The organism is Streptomyces coeruleorubidus (genome assembly GCF_008705135.1).
Classification (GTDB): Bacteria; Actinomycetota; Actinomycetes; order Streptomycetales; family Streptomycetaceae; genus Streptomyces; species Streptomyces coeruleofuscus.
Genome location: NZ_CP023694.1, coordinates 8,141,760 through 8,162,024, shown reverse-complemented (window position 1 = coordinate 8,162,024; position 20,265 = coordinate 8,141,760). Strand labels below are relative to the sequence as shown.

The following is a 20,265-nucleotide window of genomic DNA, read 5'->3' as shown; positions in this document are numbered from 1 at the left end:
CATGACCACCACCGACCTCGCCACGGCGAGGGAGCAGTCCCCACCACAGCAGTCCACACCACCCCCCGATGCCGATTCCAGGGTGGGACGGACCATGGCGGGGCTGCTGCGCCCCTATTACTTGAGTTTCGCCGCCGTCGTGACTCTGCAGGTCTTAGGCGCCCTCGCGGGTCTGATGCCGCTGCTGGCGGTCGTCGAACTGGGGCGCACTCTGCTGGCGCCCGGCCCGACCGATCACGGTCATGTCTGGTTCGTCGTGCTCGCGGGTGCGGTCGGCTTGCTCCTCCGGCTGCTGTTCACGGCCGCGTCGTCCGGGATCGGGCACATCATCGACGGTCAGGTGCAACTGACGTTCCGCCGGCAACTGGCCGCACAGCTGGGGCGCGTACCGATCGGCTGGTTCTCCCGGCGCGGGACCGGCGAGCTGGCAAAGGTGGTGGGGGAGGACGTCAGCGCCGTGCACCCGTTCATCGCCCACACCCCCGGCGAGCTTGTCTCCGCCTTCGTGGTGCCGCTGGTGTCGCTGATCTACCTGTTCACCATCGACTGGCGGCTCACACTGATCACGCTGATACCGGTCGTGCTGGCCGTCGCGCTGGTCCCCCTGATGATGACCCCGACCCGGCTGCGTGAACAGCAGGAGTTCGACGTCGGCATGGGCCGGATCGCGAGTTCGGTCGTCGAGTTCGTCCAGGGCATCTCGGTGGTCAAGGCGTTCGGCGGAAGTGAGCGCGTCCACCGTAGGTTCCTCACGGCCGTGGACGATTTCGTCGGCAGCTTCTTCCGGATGGTGCGCGGGCTCGCCGGAATCGCCGCCGGGATGCAGGTGGTGCTGTCGCCGCCGTTCGTGCTGCTGGTCGTGCTGATCGGCGGTACGGCTCTCATCACCACCGGTGACATGGCCGCGGCCGACCTGCTGCCCTTCCTGCTGCTCGGATTGGGCCTGACCGCTCCCGTGGCGGCCCTGGGCCACGGCTTCGACGACATGCAGGCCGCCCGGCGCGCGATCGGCCGGATCCGGGACGTGCTCGAGGTGCAGCCGCTACCGGAGCCCACGCACCCGGCCTCGCCCCAGGGGCACCGGGTGGAGTTGCGTGACGTCCGGTTCGGCTACGAAGCCGGTCACGAGGTGCTGCGCGGGATCGACCTGGTGCTCGAACCTGGGACGGTCACCGCGATCGTCGGGCCGTCGGGAAGCGGGAAGTCCACGCTGGTGCAGTTGTTGCCGCGGTTCTTCGACCCGACCCACGGTTCGGTCACCCTCGGTGGCGTCGATCTGCGCGAGCTCGGCAGCCGGGAGCTCTACCGGAAGATCTCCTTCGTCTTCCAGGACGTCCGGCTGCTGCGCGCGTCGGTCGCGGACAACATCGCGCTGGCAGTACCGCACGCCGACTTCGACGACGTCGTGCGCGCCGCCCGGCTGGCGCACATTCACGATCGGATTCTCACCTTGCCCCGCGGATACGCGTCGGTGATCGGTGAGGACGCCGGGCTGTCGGGTGGCGAGGCACAGCGGATCTCCCTCGCACGGGCGCTGCTCGCCGACGCGCCGGTTCTCGTGCTCGACGAGGCGACCGCCTTCGCCGACCCGCACACCGAACAGGCGGTGCGCCGCGCACTGGCGACGCTGGAGGGCACCCGGACGATCCTGGTCATCGCCCACCGCCTGGAGACGATCGCTGAGGCCGACACCGTCGTGATGCTGGACAACGGGTCGATCGTCGAGCGCGGCAAGCCCGCCGAACTGCTGGCGCGGAACGGACGGTTCGCTGCGTTCTGGCAGGCCCAGCGGTCGGCGATCGCCGACCGGACCGAAGCCCGCAGTGGCGTACGGCAAGGAGGTGAGCCCCGATGATTCGCATGCTGCTGCGCGTGCTGGGGCACGAGTACGCCCGGCCGGTGCGTCGCACCGTGGCCCTGATGACGACGACCGCCCTCGTCGAGGGTTTGTCCTACGCCTTGCTGGTTCCCGTGCTGCGGGCGCTGTTCGGGAGTACCCCCGAAGACGCCTGGCCCTGGCTGGTCGCGTTCGGGGCCGCGGTCGCCCTCTACGCGGTGCTGCGTTACGTCAGCGATCGGTCCGGTTTCCTGACCGGGACCACGCTGTTGCGCGGCACGTACCACCGTCTCGGCGACCATCTGGCCCGACTGCCCATCGGCTGGTACGACGCAGGCCGCCTCGGGGAGGTGTCCGTCCTGGCCAGCCGCGGCGTCCTCGAAGCGATGAGCGTGATCGCGCATCTGCTGGCACCGTTCATCTCCGCCTGTGTGACGCCCCTGACGATCGTTGCCGTCATGCTGGCCTTCAACTGGCAGACGGGCCTGGCCGCGTTGGCCGCCGTTCCGATCGTGGCGGCGATCCAGACGCGGACGGGTCGCTCGATGGCCGCCACGGACGCGGAGCGCCACGAACGCGACCACGAGGCCACCGGGCGAGTCATCGAATACCTCCAGGCCCAGCCGGTGCTGCGCGCCGGCGGCCGGACCGTCGAACGCTTCCGGCTGCTCGACGACTCGTTGCGAGAGGTCCAGCGCGCCTCCCGCCGAACCGCGCTGTCGGCCCTGCCCGGCGTGGTGGGTCTGGCCCTCGCGGTGCAGACGATGTTCACCGTCGTGCTGGCCCTGGGCGCCTACCTCGCACTCGGCGGAAACATCGGTGCGGCGGAGGTTCTGGCGCTCCTGGTGCTGGCCGCCCGCTGCGCGGATCCGCTGCTGTCGCTGTCGGACATCGGCGGCCGGCTCCGCGGCGCGCGTCACCAGTTGGCGCGGCTCGACACGGTATTGCGCACCGAGCCGCTGCCGGAACCGGCCGAACCGATCCAACCGGTACACCACGACCTGGAGTTCGAGTCCGTCACCTTCCGGCAGGGCGACCGCACGGTGATCGACGACGCGTCGTTGTCCGTGCCGGAGGGACAGCGGCTTGCCGTTGTCGGACCGTCGGGTGCGGGCAAGAGCACGTTGCTGCAATTGATCGCGCGGTTCTACGACGTGAACGCGGGCGCTGTGCGCGTGGGAGGGGTGGACGTGCGCGCGGTCGACACGGAGGTGTTGATGGCGCGGATCGCCATCGTCTTCCAGGACGTCTATCTCTTCGACGGCACGATCGAGGAGAACGTACGCCTCGGCCGTCCCGACGCCGACGAAGCCGAGGTGCGGGCGGCAGCGACCGCGGCGCGGCTGGACGAGGTGATCGAGCGGCTGCCCGGTGGATGGGCAGCGCACGTCGGGGAGGGTGGCGCGCTCCTGTCGGGCGGTGAACGCCAGCGTGTCTCGATCGCGCGAGCACTGTTGAAGAACGCGCCCATCGTGCTGCTGGACGAGGTGACCTCCGCACTGGACCCGGTGAACGAGGCAGCCGTCCACGAGGGCATCGAGCGCCTGATGGCCGGCCGGACGGTGGTGATCGTCGCGCACCGGATGCGGACCGTCCAGCGCGCCGATCACGTCGTCTTTCTGGACGGCGGCCGGATCGTGGAGAAGGGCACCCACGACGAGTTGCTGCGCCGCGGCGGCCGCTACGCCGATCTCTGGAACGCGGGTACTGCTGTGGGATCACCGTGCCGACCAGATGAGACCCGCACCGAGTAGCGGGAGGTCCGGACAGCGTCGACTCGCGGATGTTCTCCCGCTCGGTCCGCGCCCTGCAACAGGCAGCAACTACCCGCCATGGAAGGATCGCGGCCATGTCCCTCAGCGTTCCCCGCCTCCGGATCGGCTCGACCGAGATCATCGCCCTCGCGGACGCCGAGGGCCCGTTCTTCTCCCCGCGCGCCGAGGCCTTCCCCGAGGCCACGGCCGCACAGTGGGCCGAGGCCGACCGCTACGACCCCGGCGCGGTCGACGCCGAGGGCCGCTGGCGGCTCCAGTTCCGCGCGTACGCGATCCGCGGCGACAAGGGCCTCACCGTCGTGGACGCCGGGATCGGTCCGGCGGACAGCCCGGCCCGCTCGTGGGCGCCCGTGCCCGGTGCGCTCCCCGAGTCGCTCGCCGCCGCGGGCATCGACCCCGCCGAGGTCGACACCGTGGTGCTCACACATCTGCACACCGACCACGTCGGGTGGGCGGTCGTGACCGAGGCGGCCGTCCCCTCGACGCGCGGCCCGGTGGACGGCAACGCTTCCGCCGGCGGCGCGACCGGCGACCGCCGCCCTTATTTCCCGAACGCCGAATACCTGCTCCAGCGGGCCGAGTTCGAGGCCCTCGACGCGCTCAACCCGCAGCTCCGCGAAACCCTCACCGACCCGCTCACGGCCGCCGGACGACTCCGGCTCCTCGACGGGGACACACCACTGCGCGCCGGACGCGCGGTCGCCACGCCCGGTCACACACCCGGACACCAGAGCGTGCTGGTCGCCGACGGGCGCGAACTGGCGCTCGTCACCGGTGACCTCCTGGTGCACGCCCTCCAACTGCTCCACCCCGAGCTCGCCTACGCGCACGAGGCCGACCCTGAGGCGGCCAGGCACTCCAGGGAGCGCATGCTCGGCCGCGAAGCCGCCACCACGCTGCACCTGGCGACGCCGCATCTGACGGAGCCGTTCCACTCGGCGTGATCGCATCCGTTCGGCGCGGGTCAGCCCAGAAACGATCAAGAGGTCGTGTCGGATTCCTCCGACACGACCTCTGACCCGCGACTCTTACAAGTCGGGACGACAGGATTTGAACCTGCGACCCCTTGACCCCCAGTCAAGTGCGCTACCAAGCTGCGCCACGTCCCGATGCGGCCTCGCGCGGGTGAACCGCGTGATCACGCAGGTCAACCCTACCGCATCCGCACACCGGGCCCTCATGGACGTCTGGCGGCTCCGGGGCAGCCACGTCGTATCCCCCGCGCCGGCGGCCGAGATGTGCCCCGGTCCAGCCGACGAGGCCCGCTGTCGACACGGCGACGGCGAGAACGGCCCACCAGGGCAGGTCCGCCTTCGTCGCGTGTCCGGCACAGGACGCGACGGCGAGGAGCGCCGTGACGGCGCCTCCCGTCGCTTCGGCTCGCCGGACACGCCGGTCCCGTGCGTCATCCACCCGTTGCTCCCCCTTCGCCCTAGGATGCCCGCAAGCCTCAACTCGTGGGCATATGCCGCAAACAATACGCTAAGTCGACGGGTACCCCTGACCAGGGGCATAGAGGTCGAGACGGACACCACGGGCCGATTCCCCGCTCAGTGGGCGCCGACGAACTCCCGCCCGGCACCTGTCGAGGCCGTTGAAAGGATCGCCACATCCTGGAAGCGGCCGGCACACCAGTCAGGCCAGCAGGGTCGCCAGGGTGAGCCTCGTGACGTCGGCGAGGTAGCCGTAGTCGAGCGTCTCGGGCGTGTCGGACGTCCGGTGGTAGTGCGGGTTCCCCTCCCCCTCGTACGCACCGATCGTCACGTCGCCCCGTGCCTCGAACGGCATGTAGTCGCTGGAGTAGATGGGACCGAGCCGGACCGGCAGCGCCGTGTGGTCCGCGGCCGCCCGCGCCATCACCTCGGCGAAGGCCTGCGACGCAGCGTCATTGCCCGGTACGGAGTTCCCCAGGTCGCGTTCCACCGTCACGGAGCCGTCCGCCGGCGGTCTGCCCACCATGTCGAGGTTCACGACCCGGTGGGCCCCGTCCCCCGCCGCGTGCAGCGCCTCGGCATACGCCGAGGATCCCCACAGCCCCTGCTCCTCGCCGGAGAACGCCACGAACCGGATCGTCGAAGGCAGCGGAACAGTCGCCAGGAGGCGCGCGATCTCGATGATCGCGGCCACCCCGCTGGCGTTGTCGTCGGCGCCCGGCGCGCGTGCCGTCGCGTCCCCCGGGTCCTCCATGCGGCAGTCGTAGTGGGCGCACAGCAGGACGACGGGGCTGCCGGGTGCCGTGCCGGGCTTGGTGCAGATGACGTTGTCGGCGCTGTGACCGGCGTTCGTCCAGGTGCGCCGGACCACGTCCGGGTAGCCGGCCGCGGTCAGCCGGTTCACGATCTCCTCGGCGGCGGGGCCGACGAGGGGCGAGAAGGTGTGCCGCGTGTGGAAGGCGGCCAGTTCCTCGACCGTGTTCCGCAGCGCATCCGCCGACACCGAATCGACGGGTGGGGCGGTGGACCTCCACCGCGCTGAGCCTGTCTTCTCGCGTCGAGTCGGCACGAAGCGTTCGGCGGCACTGGGCGGGTACCTCTTCTCGGGAGGCGCGAGGGGGAGATCACGTCCCATGGCAGGCCTCCTCAGCCGGTGTTGAGGGCAGGCTGGCAGTAGGCACAGCCGTTGTAGCCGCGCGCGAGCGCGTCCTCGGCGCGCAGGAAGGGCACCTTGCTGCCGGCACCGAGCCTGGGCCAGTGCGGGCAGGTGGAGATGTGCAGTTCGCCGCTGCGCGGGTTGCCGAAGAAGAAGTCCTCCAGCTCCTTCACGGCCGTGATCTGGATGGTCATCCGCCCCGCGATCAGCCCGTCCTGGTACTGGGTGGCCACGAACGGATAGAGGCGGAGGTGCTCCGCGTGGTGGGAGAAGTCGATCGTGATGTCGGCCGCCACCCGGTCGTCGGCCTCCAGCGTGAACCCGTCGACCACGGCCGTTGCACCGCCGGGCATCTCCAGCGTGGAGCGCACCGCACCCGCCTCGGTCACGGTGAGGCCGGTCAGCTCCGCGTCGTGCGTGATGCGGCTCAGCGTACGGATCGAGACCCGCGTGTCGTCCGGCAGGGCGGTCGCGTCCAGATGCCAGGAGCCGGTGGTGCGGGCAAGGCCGCCTCGCAGCGTGATCGTCATGTGCGTCTTGCCACCCGGTGCGGCCAGCTGCGGCGCCACGTTCCGCTGAGCCACGTTGTTGTCGAACCGGACCAGGTGACCGTGCGGCACCGGCCCGTTGAGGGTGGCGGTGACGGCGGGGTCGGGGGCCCCGTGCACGACGGCGACCAGGCATTCGTGGTCGACGATCTGCGGGGTCCACACGAACGGCCCCACCCGCACCGATCCGCCCGCCGGGATCGGCTGGTTGATCACCAGAGTGCCCAGTGGCTGGAAGTGCGTCGGCCAGAGCATCCCCGTGCCCGGATCGCACCGGAACGTCTCCACCTGGAACGCTCCGCTCGCGGCTGCCTGGGTCCCTCGGTTGTGCACCCGCACATAGAGGTAGTTGGGCCGGTTGTTGATGGGCGGCTCGTGTCCGAGCTCGGGATTGTCACCTGTGCTGATGTCGTTGTTGCGGACCCAGATGTCCGGCGACGTCCAGAACGGGGCGCTGCTCGGGACGGTGCCGAGGTCCGCGGGGTTGTCGCCGATGCAGACGTCCACCGGCCGCGGCGCCCAGAGGCCCTGGTTCACGAAGGCCTCGTCCATCACCTTGCTGTAGAGGCCGCCGGTGAGCGCGGAGTCGGCCGTGATGCAGCCCCTGGCCATGCTCACGGCGTGACCGGGAGCCGTCGAGCTGTCGTCCGGCACGATGAGCAGCATCTCCAGCATCGTCCTGTTGATCGCGTCGGCCGCCGCGATCCGTACGGCGGGATCGGGTGAGTCGCCTCCCATGCCCAGATAGCACCGCCACAGTGCCGTGCCGAGCATCGAGTTGCGCAGGTTGACGCCGAAGCCGTTGAACGCCGGGTCGTCGAACCGCTCGGTGAGGTCGAGCCGTCGCTCGGTGCTCCACTGGTCCGTCGCGTTGTTGTCGAAGGGGAACGTCTCGGTGCGCCGGTGCCCGTGGGGGTTGAACCGGTCGCGGTAGATCGCGGGCAGCGCGTCGCAGACGCTGTGCTCGTACGAGCCGGAGCCGCCGTGCTGCGCGCCGAGCCAGTCGAACACGCCGTGGGCGTACTCGTGGGCGATGACCCCGAGGTCGCCCGCGTCGGGTGCCCCGCCCTCGCCGAAGCGGATCCGTGGGGGTGTCAGCGTTCCGTGCCACTCGCTCTGGTCGGCGCCGTCATAGGCCTGGGCGTCGACCTCGACCTTGACCATGTTGGTGTTGAGCGTCGTGTTGCCCAGGCTGCGCAGGTAGCGTGCGAAGGAGTCGAGCCAGTAGTAGGCGTTCGCGCTCAGGAAGGCACGGTCGGTGGGGTAGGGCTGGTAGCTGAAGTCCGGCGATGTCTCCTCCGGTTGGGGGAAGGCCGGGGTGTCCCAGTCGGTACACCTGATCCAGTCACCGTCGAGCCGGAACCTGCCCCCGACGGCCGGCCCGACCTCCGCCTGGACGTCGCGGCAGGAGGCGTCGAGGGTGGCCGTGCTGGAACCGCCGTGCACGGTGGCGTCGTCGGACGCGGTCACGGGGTCGGGCATGAAGACTCTGAGGCCGGCCGTCACGTATTTCCCCGCGAGGGCGAGCCAGAGCAGCTTTCCGGAGACGGCGTCCATGACGACACGGAAATGTTCGAAGGGGCCGGTGGTCTCGACGAGCAGATCGTGGACGAGGTGGAGGGCGCCGTCGGGCTTCCGCCCCTTTTTCAGCAAGGCGATCGACGCTGTGGGGTAGTCCGTGTCCGGCAACGGGGGCCTGGTCGTGTCCCGCAGGTACACCAGCTCGTCCCTGATGACGCCGGCGGATTCGAAATCGCCCTGGAACGGCGCGAGGGCGCTCTTGCGCACTGCGTCGAGCGGCTGGGCGGCGCCGGGGTCGGGGGCGTCCGCGACATCGATCTCCGCCGTGTGGTCGACCTGGATGACCGCGGCCTGTTTCACGTCGGCCACGGCCTGAACGGTGGCTCCCACGATCGGGAGGTCGTGGTGAAACTGCTGGTAGCGCACGCGTAGCGTGGCCGCGCCTTCGGCGGAATCCACCTCGCGCAGGTCGATGCGGTCGGTCTTGAGGTCCTTGGACCGTGCCCTCATGAAACGGTCGATGGCCTTTCGCGCCGTCGGCGCGCGGGTCAGGGTCGCTCCGGGATCCACGTAGGTCCGCAGAACACCGTCGGCATCCGCGTGTTCACCCGCGTCCGGGACCATCCTCAGCGGTTGGCCGGCCTCTGGGCCCGGCATGTTCCTCTGCTGTTCGGCATGGTGCGAATCCATGAGATGCCTCCTCCAGCGAACGTGGAGGGAAAGAGAGAAGAAAACGCCAAGCCGCCTTGGCACTCTCGGATTTGGGGTGTCGGGAAAAATTCTAGTCCCGTGCACGAAGAGCGGCGACTTGGGAAAATCCGCCGGAAGCAACCTCGTTGGCGTTCGCCTGGTTGACGATTCGACAGTGGAAAACGAAAAAGCGGACCGCTCAACCATCGGGCAGAGTCAGGACGGTCGGCCCGTCGTCCCCCGGATCTCCAGCGCCGGCGCCGCCAGATGGAGCCGCCCCTCTCCCCCGGGCCGCTCGAAGCGGTCGAGGAGGAAGCGGGCGGCGCGGCGGCCGACCTCGTGGCCGGCGTTGTCGACGGTGGTGAGCCACAGGTGGCGCAGCCGGGAGATGCTCGTGTTGTCGTAGCCGGCGACGGACACGTCGTGCGGGACGCGCAGGCCCAGTTCCTCCGCCGCCGAGAGGGCGCCGACGCAGGTGATGTCGTTGACGGCGAAGACGGCGGTGGGACGGTCGGGGCGGCTGAGGAGGCGGACGGTGGCGCGGTAGCCGCCCTCCTCGGTCATGTCGCCGGTCTCGACGACGGCCCGGTCCGCGAGGCCGTGCGCCCGCATCGTCGCCTCGAAGCTGCGGCGGCGCAGTTCGCCGACGGCTCCATAGCCCGCGAGGTGGGCGATGCGGCGGTGGCCGAGGCCGATGAGGTGCTCGGTGACCAGCCGGGCGCCCTGCTCGTCGTCGCCGGCGACCTGGTCCACCCCGGGCGGTACCGGCTCGCGCGCGCCCGCCAGCACGACCGGCATGCGCTCGGCGACCACGCCGAGGGCCGCGGGATCGGGCAGGGTGCCGACCACGACCAGGCCGTCGACGCGCAGGTCCAGCAGCGGGTCGGCCGGGTCCTGGCCGGTGCGGCTGTTGAGGCGGGCGTCGGCCAGCAGCATGTGCAGGCCATGGGCGTGCAGGAGGGAGTTCAGGCCGTCGAGGAGGTCGACGAACCAGGGGTTGCGCAGGTCGTTCAGCAGGACGCCGACCGTGCGGGTGCGCTGTTCGCTGAGGCTGCGGGCGGCGGCGTTGGGCCGGTAGCCGAGCTCCTGGGCGGCGCGGAGGACGGCCTCGCGCTTCTCGGGGCGTACCTGGTCGGAGCCGCGCAGCACAAGGGAGACCAGTGACTTGGAGACGCCGGCCCGTTCGGCAACGTCGCGGATCGTCGGCGGTCTCATGGGATGGACCGTTCCATGTGGGTCAGCTGCTTGTCAAAGGGTTGACAGCCCTGGGAAACCGCGCTCAGGGTGGGCTGGACAGGTTCTGGAACGGTCCAAAGAGGGGCTCTCATGGTGGACACGCTCGGCGTCGCCGTCGTCGGTTTCGGCTGGATGGGGCGGGTGCACACCCAGGCGTACGCGCGCGTGCGGCACCACTATCCGCAGCTGTCCCTCGTTCCGGAGCTGGTCACGGTCGCCGAGGAGGTGCCGGGCCGGGCCGAGGAGGCCGCCGGGCAGTTCGGGTTCGCCTCGACCACGCGTGACTGGCGCGACGTGGTCGCCGACCCCCGGGTGAAGGCGGTCAGCATCACCGCGCCGAACTTCCTGCACCGCGAGATCGGCGTCGCCATGGCCGAGGCGGGCAAGCACATCTGGATCGAGAAGCCGGTGGGTCTGACCGCCGAGGACGCCCGTGCGGTGGCGCACGCGGTGACCCAGGCGGGTGTGCAGGGCGCCGTCGGCTTCAACTACCGCAACGCGCCCGCCGTCGAGGCCGCCCGTGAGCTGATCTCCTCGGGCGAGATCGGCACGGTCACGCATGTCCGCTTCCGGCTGTTCAGCGACTACGCGGCCCATCCCGAGGGCGCGCTGACATGGCGCTACGAGCGGGAGCGGGGCGGCAGCGGCGTGCTGGGCGACCTGGCCTCGCACGGCACGGACCTGGCCCGGCACCTGCTGGGCGACATCGCGTCCCTGACGGCCGACACGGCGATCTTCCTTCCGGAGCGGGCCCGTCCCGCCGGAGCGACGGCGGGCCACAGCCGCGCCTCCGGCGGCGAGCTCGGCCCGGTCGAGAACGAGGACTACGTCAGCTGCCTGCTCCGCTTCGCCTCCGGGGCGCGCGGTGTGCTGGAGGCCTGCCGGGTCTCGGTCGGCGAGCAGAACAACTACGGCTTCGAGGTGCACGGCACCAAGGGGGCGGTGTTCTGGGACTTCCGCCGCATGAACGAGCTGGGGATCAGCCGCGGCACGACCTACCAGGACCAGGCCGTCACCACGGTGTACGTCGGCCCGGGCCATGGCGAGTTCGCCGCGTTCCAGCCCGGCGCGGCGAACGCCATGGGGTACGACGACCTGAAGGTCATCGAGGCGTACCGCTTCCTCCGGTCCGTCGCCGAGGGCACCCCGCACGGGGCGACCCTCGCGGACGCCGTGCACAGTGCGGCCGCCCTGGACGCGATGGCGCGGTCGGCGTCGAGCGGTGCCTGGGCGGACGTGGCCGCGGGGGCCTGACGTTCAGCCCGCCTTCCGGGGGCGGCGGCCCAGAACGAACCTCACCGGGGCGAGGACGAGCCACAGCCACATGGCGTGGGCCCCGGCCACCAGGGCCAGCGGGACGGTCACCGCGAACACCACCACCAGCGTGGCGCTCTCGACGAGGTAGGGCGTGCTGCCGGTGTCGGAGGGGGTGCCGTCGCGGAGCCAAGGGCGTTTCGCCAGGACGGCGGCCAGTGCCAGATGGCAGGCGCCCAGTGCGGCGACCGCCGCCGCGTAGACGGCGACCGACACGGGCACGTCGCCGTACTCCGCGAGCAGCCTGGTCGGGAAGGGCACCAGGGCCGCGACGCCCAAGCCGGTGAGGGCCAGGATGATCACGTGTCCGTCGACCTCCCGTACGTCACGGAAGATCCTGCGGTGGTCGCGCCAGAAACTGCCGAGCACCGCGACGCTGAGCGCGTAGGCCCCGAGGTCCGGGAGCAGCCGGTGCAGGGCTTCGCGATACTCGTCCGCGTCCAGGCCGCGCGGGACGTAGAGGTCCAGGACCAGCAGCGTGATGGCGATGGCGAACACGCCGTCGGCGAGCGTCAGCAACCGGTCCGGCCCGCCGTCCGGGCGTGAGGTCCACATGAGGACGACGGTAGGGGCCGTGGCGTATGGCGTTCCGGATACACGCCGGGGTCCCGCCCGCGACACCGCCCCGGCTCACACGGCCGCCGCCTGCGGCGGCATGTTGTACGGCGTCACCACCTGGATCGCCGACGGCAGTGACGGCCCGGCCGGCGGCAGGGCGCCGTGCGCCCGCATGACCGTGTGGCAGGCCTCGCGCACGTCCTGGCGCAGGTCGTGGTGGAGCACGGCGGACAGGCGGTGCGCGCGCAGCAGCCGGGTGTTGTCGTGGTCGAGGTCGTGCGCGACGAACACGGCGCAGTCGCGGCCGAGGTCGTCGAAGGCCTTCAGCGTGGCGATGTTGCCGCCGCCGATGGAGTACACCGCGCGGATGTCCGGGTCGCGTTCCAGCGCGGCCCGGACGAGGTCGTACTGGGTGGCGTCCAGCCCCTGCCCCTCGGCGATCTCGACCAGCGTGCGCTCGGGGTGCCGGGCCCGCATGGCGCTGCGGAAGCCCATCTCGCGTTCCTCCTCGTTGCGGAAGAAGCCGCTGCTGAGGCTGGTCAGGATGTTGCCCGGGCGCTCCCCCAGCCACTGGCCCATCAGATAGGCGGCCGTCGCGCCCGCCGCCCGGTCATCGATGCCGACGTAGGCGCGGCGGGCGCTGGCGGGCAGGTCGGTCACCAGGGTCACGACCGGGATGCCGGCGGCTTCGAGGCGGCCGACGGCGGCGGTGACCTCGGGGACGTCCGGGGCCTTGAGGATCACGCCCTGCGAACCCCGCCGGGCGATCCGGTCCAGGATCCGCACCAGCTCCCCGACCGGGCCGGTCTCGCGGAAGTGGAAGCGGGAGCGCAGCACCGCCGGGTGCAGGGACGGCAGCTCGGCCTCCAGGGCGGCGCGGATCGCGGTGGTGAAGCGCTCGGGCGCCTGCATCACGATGTCGACCATGAACGTCCTGCCGACGAGCCGGACCTGGGTGCGCTGCCGGTCCAGGTCGGCTATCGCCCGGCGCACCTCCTGCGCGGTGCTCTCCCGGACCCCGCCCCGCCCGTTGAGGACGCGGTCGACGGTCGCCTCGCTCAGGCCCGCCTGACGGGCGATCTCCCGGATCGGGAAGGGGTGGCCCATGCGCCGGCTCCTTGAGGGGTTTTTGATGGCTGCCTGCTGGTTGTTCGAGGGGTTTGTACTGACAAGAATGACAGGGCTGCGTCGCTCCATGACCCCGAAGGGACGACGATGTCCTTCACTTCCGTACACCCCCGTGTCTGGCTGTCCGAGCAGGACTGCGATCTCGACGCGTTCCGCGCGCTGGTCGAGCGGGCGACGGACCCCGCCGACTATCCGCACGCCTCGGCCGTGGAGCGGAACGTGCCGGTCTACGACGCCGGTCTGCTCGAGGGTGACCGGGTGGTCCAGGCCGAGCTGGTGCGCGCGCTCGCCGAGGGACCCGGCATCGTCGTCTTCCGCGGGGCCTTTCCCGACCCGGAGGTCGTGGACCGGGCCACCGCCGTGTTCGACGCCCTGATCGCCGAGCAGCGCGCCTCGGGCGCGACGGCCGGTGACCACTTCGCCAAGCCGGGCGCCAACGACCGGGTGTGGAACGCGCTGGAGAAGGCGGCCCTGTACGACGCGGAGGCGTTCGCCGACTACTACGCCAACGACGTCCTCGCCCTCGTGGCGACGGCCTGGCTGGGCCCCGGCTACCAGGTCACCTCGCAGCTCAACGTGGTCAACCCGGGCGGCGCCGCCCAGACCGCGCACCGCGACTACCATCTGGGCTTCCTGTCCGACGAGGCCGCTGCCGCCTACCCCGGGCACGTGCACCGCCTCTCCCCCGCGCTGACCCTCCAGGGCGCGGTCGCGCACTGCGACATGCCGGTGGAGTCGGGGCCGACGATGTACCTGCCGCACTCGCAGAAGTACGAGCCGGGCTATCTCGCCTGGCGGCGCCCGGAGTTCCGGGCGTACTTCGAGGCGCACCAGGTGCAGCTGCCGCTCGCGAAGGGCGACGCGGTCTTCTTCAACCCGGCCCTCTTCCACGCCGCCGGTACCAACCGCTCGGCGGACATCCGGCGCATGGCCAACCTGTTGCAGGTGTCGTCCGCGTTCGGGCGCGCGATGGAGACGGTGGACCGGGAGGCCGTGGCGAACGCGGTGTACCCCGTGCTGCTGAAGCGGAAGGCCGAGGGCGCGAGCGACGCGTGGCTGGCCAACGTCATCGCGGCGAGCGCCGAGGGCTACCCCTTCCCCACCAACCTCGACAGCGACCCGCCGGTCGACGGCCTGGCCCCGCCCTCGCAGGCGGATCTCGTACGGCGGGCCCTTTACGAGGGGTGGCCGCCGGAGGCGCTCCGTGCGGAGCTGCGGGCCGGTACCGCACGGCGAGAGAGCTGAGGAACCTCGTGGGACTTCTCGACGACAAGATCGTCCTGGTCAACGGCGGCACTCAGGGGGTCGGCGCCGCCATCGCGCGGGCCGCGGTCCGCGAGGGGGCGGTCGTGGCCGTCACCGGGCGGCGCCCCGGGCCGGGCGAGGCCCTGGTGGCGGAGCTGACCGCCGCGGGCGGCAAGGCCGTGTACGTCCGGGCCGACCTGTCGGACGCCGCGCAGGCGAAGGCCTCCGTGGCCCGGGTCGTGGAGGCGTACGGCCGCGTCGACTGCCTCGTGAACTCCGCCGGGCTGACCTCCCGGGGGACGCTGCTGGACACCACGCCCGAGCTGTTCGACCAGCACATCGCGATCAACCTCAAGGGGCCGTTCTTCGCGATGCAGGCGGCGGTCGCGGACATGGTGGCGCGTCAGGCGCCCGGCACGGTCGTCAACATCATCACGTCGTCGGCGCATGGGGGGCAGGCCTTTCTGGCGCCGTACGTCGCCGCGAAGGCCGGCCTGATCGGGCTGACCCGGAACGCCGCGCACGCGCATCGGTGGGATCGGGTGCGGATCAACGGGCTGAACATCGGCTGGACGGCGACGGAAGGCGAGGACGCGACGCAGCGCGTGTTCCACGGCGCGGGGGACGACTGGCGTGAGGTCGCTGCTGCCCGGTTGCCGATGGGCAAGTTGGGCCAGCCGGATGAGATCGGCGAGTTTGTTGTGTTTCTGCTGTCGGAGCGGTCCGGGGTGGTTACCGGGTCCGTTATCGATTGGGATCAGAACGTGTTGGGCGGACTCGACTAAGGATGTGCCGCGCGTTGTCGTTGGTCGTGTGCGGCGCCGTCTTGGCTGGTCGCGCAGTTCCCCGCGCCCCTGAGGGCGTAGCACCACCCCCCGTTCAAAACTAGGAGCAATACCCATGCGTATCGGAATTCTCGGCCTCGGCCGGATCGGCGCCTTTCACGCCGAGACCCTCTCCGGGCTCGGCGCCGTCGAGTCCCTCGTCGTCACCGACCCGTTCGCGGACGCCGCCAAGGCCGCCGCCGAGCGGTTCGGCGCCGAGGTCGTGGACTCGCCGGAGGCCCTGCTGGCCGCCGGTGTGGACGGCATCGTCGTCGCGGCCGCGACGGACGCCCACCCCGCGCTGATCCTGGCCGGGGTGGAGGCCGGCATCCCCGTCTTCTGCGAGAAGCCCGTCGCCAAGACCATGAGCGAGGGCGTCGAGGTGCTGAAGGCCGTCCAGGGCAAGGGCGTGCCGATCCAGATCGGCTACAACCGCCGCTTCGACACCGGTTTCGTCAACGCCCGCGCCGCCGTGCAGGGCGGCGAGCTGGGCAAGCTGCACACGGTCCGCTCGACCACGCTCGACCCGGCGCCCCCGCCCGCCGCGTACATCGCCGCCTCCGGCGGCATCTTCCGCGACTGCTCGGTGCACGACTTCGACATCATCCGCTGGGTGACCGGCCGTGAGGTGACCGAGGTGTACGCCGTGGGCGGCAACCGTGGTGCCGACTTCATCAAGGAGGCCGGTGACGCCGACACCACCGGCGCGATCCTCACCCTGGACGACGGCACCATCGCGGTGGTCTCCAACTCCCGCCACAACGCCCGCGGTTACGACGTCCGCATGGAGCTCCACGGCTTCACGGACTCCATCGCCGTCGGCCTGGAGGACAAGCTGCCGCTGCGTTCGGTCGAGCCGGGCGTGACCTTCCCGGCGGGCACCCCGCACGACTTCTTCATGGACCGCTTCACCGAGGCCTACCGCGCCGAACTGACCGCGTTCACCGAGGTCGTCGCCGGCACCCGCCCCTCCCCCTGCACGATCGAGGACGCCCTGGAGGCGGGCTGGATCGCCGATGCGTGCACACTGTCGCTGCACGAGCACCGTCCCGTGACCATCGAGGAGGTACGGCAGGCATGAGCGAGAAGGGCCGGGAACCCCTGCGCATAGGAGTGCTGGGAGCCGCGCGGATCACCGAACGCTCCCTGATCGACCCGGCCCGGGCGACCGGCCACCGCCTCGTCGCGGTGGCCGCCCGCGACCGCGCCCGAGCCGAGGCGTTCGCCGCCGGGCACCGTGTGGAGCGGGTGGCGGGTTCGTACGCCGAGCTGGTGGCCGATCCCGAGGTCGACGTCGTCTACAACCCGCTCGCCAACGGTCTGCACGGCCCGTGGAACCTGGCCGCCCTCGCGGCGGGCAAGCACGTGCTGTCGGAGAAGCCGTCGGCGAGCAACGCACAGGAGGCGGCGGAGGTACGGGAAGCCGCGGGGAAGGCCGGGACGGTCTTCATGGAGGCCTTCCATTACCTCTTCCACCCGGTCACGCGCCGCCTGCACGAGCTGCTGGACTCGGGTGAACTCGGCGAACTGCGGCATGTGGAGGCGATGGTCGCCATCGCCGCCCCGCCGGACACCGACCCGCGCTGGTCGCTGCCGCTGGCCGGCGGCGCCCTGATGGACCTGGGCTGCTACAGCCTGCACGCGCTGCGCGTGCTCGCCCCCTGGGCGGGCGGCCCGCCCCGCCTGGCCGGGGCGCGGGGCGAGGAGCGCGCGGGTGCGCCCGGGGTCGACGAGTGGCTGGACGCGGACCTGGAGTTCCCCGGTGGCGCGACGGGCTCGGCCCGTTGCCACATGGCGTACGACGGGCTGGACATGAGCATCCGGATCACCGGCTCCCGGGGCGAGGCGACGGCCCCGAACTTCGTGCTGCCCCAGATGGACGACCGGATCGTGGTGCGCACCCCGGAGGGCGAGCGCACGGAACACCTCGGGACGCGCTCGTCGTACACGTACCAGTTGGAGGCGTTCGCCGCCCGGGTGCGGGACGGTGCGGCGCTGCCGCTGGACGCGGACGACGCGGTGACGACGATGGCGCTCATCGACGACTGCTACCGCGCGGCCGGGTTCGAGCCCCGGCCCCGTACCAGGATCTGAGAACACGCCGAGCGGGCCGGGGGCGCGTCCCCGGCCCGCTCGGCCCGTTCACGCGTACAGCGCGGGTTTCTCGACCAGTTCGACCTCGACCCGGCCGCCGTCCTCCAGCGCCCGCACCCCCGCCTCGCACACCGCGGCGGCGGCGTAGCCGTCCCAGACGCTCGGGCCGGTCACCTCGCCGCGGCGGGTGGCGTCGACCCACGTCTGGACCTCCCGGTCGTAGGCCGTCTCGAAGCGTTCGGTCCAGTCCTGGGCGATGGTGCCGCCCCAGCGGCCGGCCATGTTGGTGACCAGGGCGTGGCCGTCGCCGATGCGGGCGGTGCCGCGTTCGCAGACCACCTCCGCCTGCACCTGGTAGCCGAAGCCGCAGTTGACGAAGATCTCCACGTCGGACAGGGCGCCGCCGTCGGTCTCGAAGACGACGAACTGCGGATCGCGCAGCCCGTCGGGGGCGTTGGCGGACGGGGCCGGGCGCAGCACCGTGACCGCCGTGATCTCGTGGTCCAGCAGCCAGCGGGTGGCGTCGGCCTCGTGGGCGACGGAGTCGCTGATGAGCATGGAGCTGGTGAAGAAGGGCGGACTGGCGACGTTGCGGTGCCGGTTGTGCACCATCAGCGGACGGCCTAGCTGACCCGTCGTCAGCAGGGCCTTCAGCTTGGCGTACTCGGGGTCGTAGCGGCGCATGAAGCCGACCTGGACACGGCGGTGGCCGAGGCGCAGTTCGGCTTCGAGGACGCGCAGGGCGGAGGCCGCGTCGGGGGTGAGCGGCTTCTCGCACAGGACGGGCAGGTCGCGCTCGAAGGCGGCGAGCAGCGTGGCCTCGTGGGCCGGGCCCGGGGAGGCGATCAGGACGGCGTCGACGTCGGGGGCCGCCAGCGCGGCGGCCGGGTCGGTGTGGGCGCTGCAGCCGTCGACGCGGGCGGCGACGGCCTTCGCGCGTTCCGCGTCGACGTCCGCGACGGCCACCACCCGTGCTCCGCTGGTGACTTCGTGGAGGCGGCGCACGTGGTCCGCGCCCATCCTTCCGGTACCGATGACCGCGACTCCCAGGGTGGCGCGCTCAGCCATGGCCGTCCTTTCGGGTCGTCAGGCGCCGCAGGACCTCAGGAACTTGCGGGTGCGCACCGCGATCGGCAGCGGCTTGTCCGGCTCGCAGGGGTACATGTCCTGCTCGACGATGGCGAACAGGTCCACGCCAAGCTTCTGTGCTGCCGTGAGCACCGGACCCAGCTCGGGCACACCGGCGGGCGGTTCGCACATGACTCCGCGCGCCACGGCGGGGCCGAACGGCACCTCGTTCTTGACCACGTCGGCGAGGATGTCCGGGTCGACCTGCTTGAGGTGCAGATAGCCGATGCGCTCGCCGTACGTCTCGATCAGCTTGACGCTGTCGCCGCCGCAGTAGGCGTAGTGCCCGGTGTCCAGGCAGAGGTTGACCGCGTCGGAGTCGGTGGAGTCGAGGAACTGCTCGACGTGCTCCTCGGTGTCGATGTGGGTGTCGGCGTGCGGGTGGACGACGATGTCCAGACCGTACTTGTCCTTCACCTCGCGGCCGAGGCGCTCCATGCCCGTGGTGAGGTTGCGCCACTGCTCGGTGGTGAGCTCCGGCGGCTCCAGGATCTCGGCGGTCTTGTCGTCCCGCCAGAAGGACGGGATGACGACCAGGTGCTTGGCGTTCATCGCCTGGGTGAGCGCGGCCACGTTGCTGACCTGCTCCCAGGTGGAGTCCCACTCGGACGGGCCGCGGTGCAGGCCGCAGAAGATCGTGCCGGCGGAGACCTTCAGGTTCCGCTTCGTCACCTCGTCGGTGAGCCGGGCCGGGTCGGTCGGCAGGTAGCCGTACGGGCCGAGTTCGATCCACGAGTAGCCGGCTTCGGCGACCTCGTCGAGGAAGCGCACCCAGGGCACCTGCTGCGGGTCGTCGGGGAACCAGACGCCCCAGGAGTCGGGGGCGGAGCCGACCCGTATGCGGTCGAGCGCGAGGGCCATGTCAGGACTTTCCTTCCGAAGACGAGGCTACGGGGGCGGTGAGGTCTCCCGCCTCGGGGAGCTCTTCGACGTCGACGCCGCGTACCTGCGCCAACTCGTGCTTGAGGGAGGCCAGTTCGGTTCCGCCGGCCATGTGGTTGGTCAGCTCCTCGAGGCTGACCTCGCTGCGGGAGGCGGACAGTTCCATGGTGCCGAGGCGCAGCACGCTGAAGTGGTCGCCGACCATGTAGGCGTGGTGCGGGTTGTGGGTGATGAAGATGACGCCCAGGCCCTTCTCGCGGGCGGCGGCGATGTACTTCAGCACGACACCGGACTGCTTGACGCCGAGGGCGGCGGTCGGCTCGTCCAGGATGAGGACGCGGGCGCCGAAGTAGACGGCGCGGGCGATCGCGACGCACTGCCGCTGGCCGCCGGAGAGCGTGCCGATGGGCTGCTCCATGTCGTCGAGGACGATGCCCATGTTGCGCAGTTCCTCGTCGGCGGTCTTCTTCATCTTCTCGATGTCGAGACGGCGGACGGGCCAGGGGCCCTTGGTCATCTCGGAGCCGAGGAAGAAGTTGCGCCACACCGGCATCAGCGGGACGACGGCGAGGTCCTGGTACACCGTGGCGATGCCCTTGTCGAGGGCCTCGCGCGGGGTGGAGAAGCGCACCGGTTCGCCGTCGACGAGGAACTCGCCCTCGGTGTGCTGGTGCAGACCCGAGACGATCTTGATGAGGGTGGACTTGCCGGCGCCGTTGTCACCGAGGACGCAGGTGACCTGGTTGGGGAAGACCTTCAGGTCGACGCCGTGCAGGGCGCGGATGTTGCCGTAGGACTTGCCCGCGCCGCGGAGCTCGACGAGGGGTCGGTCCGTCTCGGGCGGCGTGTCCTGGAGGACGGCACCGTGGGTGCCGGTTTCGTTGCTGGTCATTGCG

Annotated in this window: 16 protein-coding genes and 1 tRNA gene; 8 read left to right on the top strand and 9 right to left on the bottom strand. The window is 71.1% G+C overall.

Annotated elements, in window-relative coordinates; translation table 11 throughout:
- Nucleotide 1 precedes the first annotated feature (1 nt).
- From CP976_RS37525 to CP976_RS37515, 3 genes are all read left to right on the top strand, one after another.
- Nucleotides 2–1,855: an ABC transporter ATP-binding protein gene (locus CP976_RS37525; protein WP_190146912.1), complete on the top strand. Its 1,854-nt coding sequence runs from the start codon at nucleotides 2–4 to the stop codon at nucleotides 1,853–1,855.
- Entirely contained in the window at nucleotides 1,852–3,591 is a 1,740-nt protein-coding gene (locus CP976_RS37520) for an ABC transporter ATP-binding protein (RefSeq protein WP_150484331.1), read from the top strand. Before CP976_RS37525 ends, CP976_RS37520 begins: the two co-directional genes overlap by 4 nt.
- 95 nt (nucleotides 3,592–3,686) lie before the next feature.
- A complete protein-coding gene (locus CP976_RS37515; RefSeq protein ID WP_150484330.1) occupies nucleotides 3,687–4,556 on the top strand; it encodes an MBL fold metallo-hydrolase in 870 nt (289 codons plus the stop codon).
- A gap of 91 nt (nucleotides 4,557–4,647) precedes the next feature.
- On the opposite strand, the gene CP976_RS37510 is transcribed toward CP976_RS37515, so the two are convergent.
- The 4 genes from CP976_RS37510 to CP976_RS37490 all read right to left on the bottom strand — a co-directional run bounded on the left by CP976_RS37510 (nucleotide 4,648) and on the right by CP976_RS37490 (nucleotide 10,175).
- Nucleotides 4,648–4,721, bottom strand: a tRNA-Pro gene (locus tag CP976_RS37510).
- A 526-nt stretch (nucleotides 4,722–5,247) separates the two neighbouring features.
- Entirely contained in the window at nucleotides 5,248–6,180 is a 933-nt protein-coding gene (locus tag CP976_RS37500; RefSeq protein ID WP_150484328.1) for a M28 family metallopeptidase, read from the bottom strand.
- An 11-nt stretch (nucleotides 6,181–6,191) separates the two neighbouring features.
- Entirely contained in the window at nucleotides 6,192–8,960 is a 2,769-nt protein-coding gene (locus CP976_RS37495; RefSeq protein WP_150484327.1) for a gluzincin family metallopeptidase, read from the bottom strand.
- Between the two features lie 216 nt (nucleotides 8,961–9,176).
- A complete protein-coding gene (locus tag CP976_RS37490; RefSeq protein ID WP_150484326.1) occupies nucleotides 9,177–10,175 on the bottom strand; it encodes a LacI family DNA-binding transcriptional regulator in 999 nt (332 codons plus the stop codon).
- A gap of 111 nt (nucleotides 10,176–10,286) precedes the next feature.
- Here CP976_RS37490 and CP976_RS37485 point away from each other — a divergent pair, with 111 nt between their 5' ends.
- Nucleotides 10,287–11,450, top strand: a complete 1,164-nt coding sequence (locus tag CP976_RS37485; protein ID WP_150484325.1) for a Gfo/Idh/MocA family protein — start codon at nucleotides 10,287–10,289, stop codon at nucleotides 11,448–11,450.
- Nucleotides 11,451–11,453: 3 nt separating this feature from the next.
- On the opposite strand, the gene CP976_RS37480 is transcribed toward CP976_RS37485, so the two are convergent.
- Nucleotides 11,454–12,065: a TMEM175 family protein gene (locus CP976_RS37480; RefSeq protein ID WP_190146911.1), complete on the bottom strand. Its 612-nt coding sequence runs from the start codon at nucleotides 12,063–12,065 to the stop codon at nucleotides 11,454–11,456.
- A 75-nt stretch (nucleotides 12,066–12,140) separates the two neighbouring features.
- Nucleotides 12,141–13,175 (bottom strand): LacI family DNA-binding transcriptional regulator, encoded by a 1,035-nt coding sequence (locus CP976_RS37475; protein ID WP_150484324.1) that lies wholly within the window; start codon nucleotides 13,173–13,175, stop codon nucleotides 12,141–12,143.
- Between the two features lie 108 nt (nucleotides 13,176–13,283).
- Between CP976_RS37475 and CP976_RS37470 the strand changes: the two genes are divergently transcribed.
- The 4 genes from CP976_RS37470 (at nucleotide 13,284) to CP976_RS37455 (ending at nucleotide 17,359) form a co-directional block, all read left to right on the top strand.
- Complete coding sequence (locus CP976_RS37470; protein ID WP_150484323.1) at nucleotides 13,284–14,441, top strand: phytanoyl-CoA dioxygenase family protein; 1,158 nt, start codon at nucleotides 13,284–13,286, stop codon at nucleotides 14,439–14,441.
- Nucleotides 14,442–14,449: 8 nt separating this feature from the next.
- Nucleotides 14,450–15,226, top strand: a complete 777-nt coding sequence (locus tag CP976_RS37465; protein ID WP_150484322.1) for an SDR family oxidoreductase — start codon at nucleotides 14,450–14,452, stop codon at nucleotides 15,224–15,226.
- A gap of 115 nt (nucleotides 15,227–15,341) precedes the next feature.
- Nucleotides 15,342–16,346 carry a Gfo/Idh/MocA family protein gene (locus CP976_RS37460; protein WP_150484321.1) on the top strand — a complete coding sequence of 335 codons (1,005 nt, stop codon included), beginning with the start codon at nucleotides 15,342–15,344 and terminating at the stop codon, nucleotides 16,344–16,346.
- Nucleotides 16,343–17,359, top strand: coding sequence for a Gfo/Idh/MocA family protein (locus CP976_RS37455; RefSeq protein WP_150484320.1), 1,017 nt, complete (start codon nucleotides 16,343–16,345; stop codon nucleotides 17,357–17,359). Before CP976_RS37460 ends, CP976_RS37455 begins: the two co-directional genes overlap by 4 nt.
- 48 nt (nucleotides 17,360–17,407) lie before the next feature.
- Here CP976_RS37455 and CP976_RS37450 read toward each other — a convergent pair whose 3' ends face one another.
- The 3 genes from CP976_RS37450 to CP976_RS37440 are packed head-to-tail and all read right to left on the bottom strand — an operon-like array spanning nucleotide 17,408 to nucleotide 20,261.
- On the bottom strand, nucleotides 17,408–18,427 hold the full coding sequence (locus tag CP976_RS37450) for a Gfo/Idh/MocA family protein (RefSeq protein WP_150484319.1): 1,020 nt from the start codon (nucleotides 18,425–18,427) through the stop codon (nucleotides 17,408–17,410).
- 18 nt (nucleotides 18,428–18,445) lie between these two features.
- The gene (locus CP976_RS37445; protein WP_150484318.1) at nucleotides 18,446–19,348 is read right to left on the bottom strand and encodes a sugar phosphate isomerase/epimerase family protein; all 903 of its coding nucleotides are present in this window, start codon (nucleotides 19,346–19,348) and stop codon (nucleotides 18,446–18,448) included.
- 1 nt (nucleotide 19,349) lies between these two features.
- Nucleotides 19,350–20,261 carry an ATP-binding cassette domain-containing protein gene (locus CP976_RS37440; RefSeq protein ID WP_150484317.1) on the bottom strand — a complete coding sequence of 304 codons (912 nt, stop codon included), beginning with the start codon at nucleotides 20,259–20,261 and terminating at the stop codon, nucleotides 19,350–19,352.
- Nucleotides 20,262–20,265 lie beyond the last annotated feature (4 nt).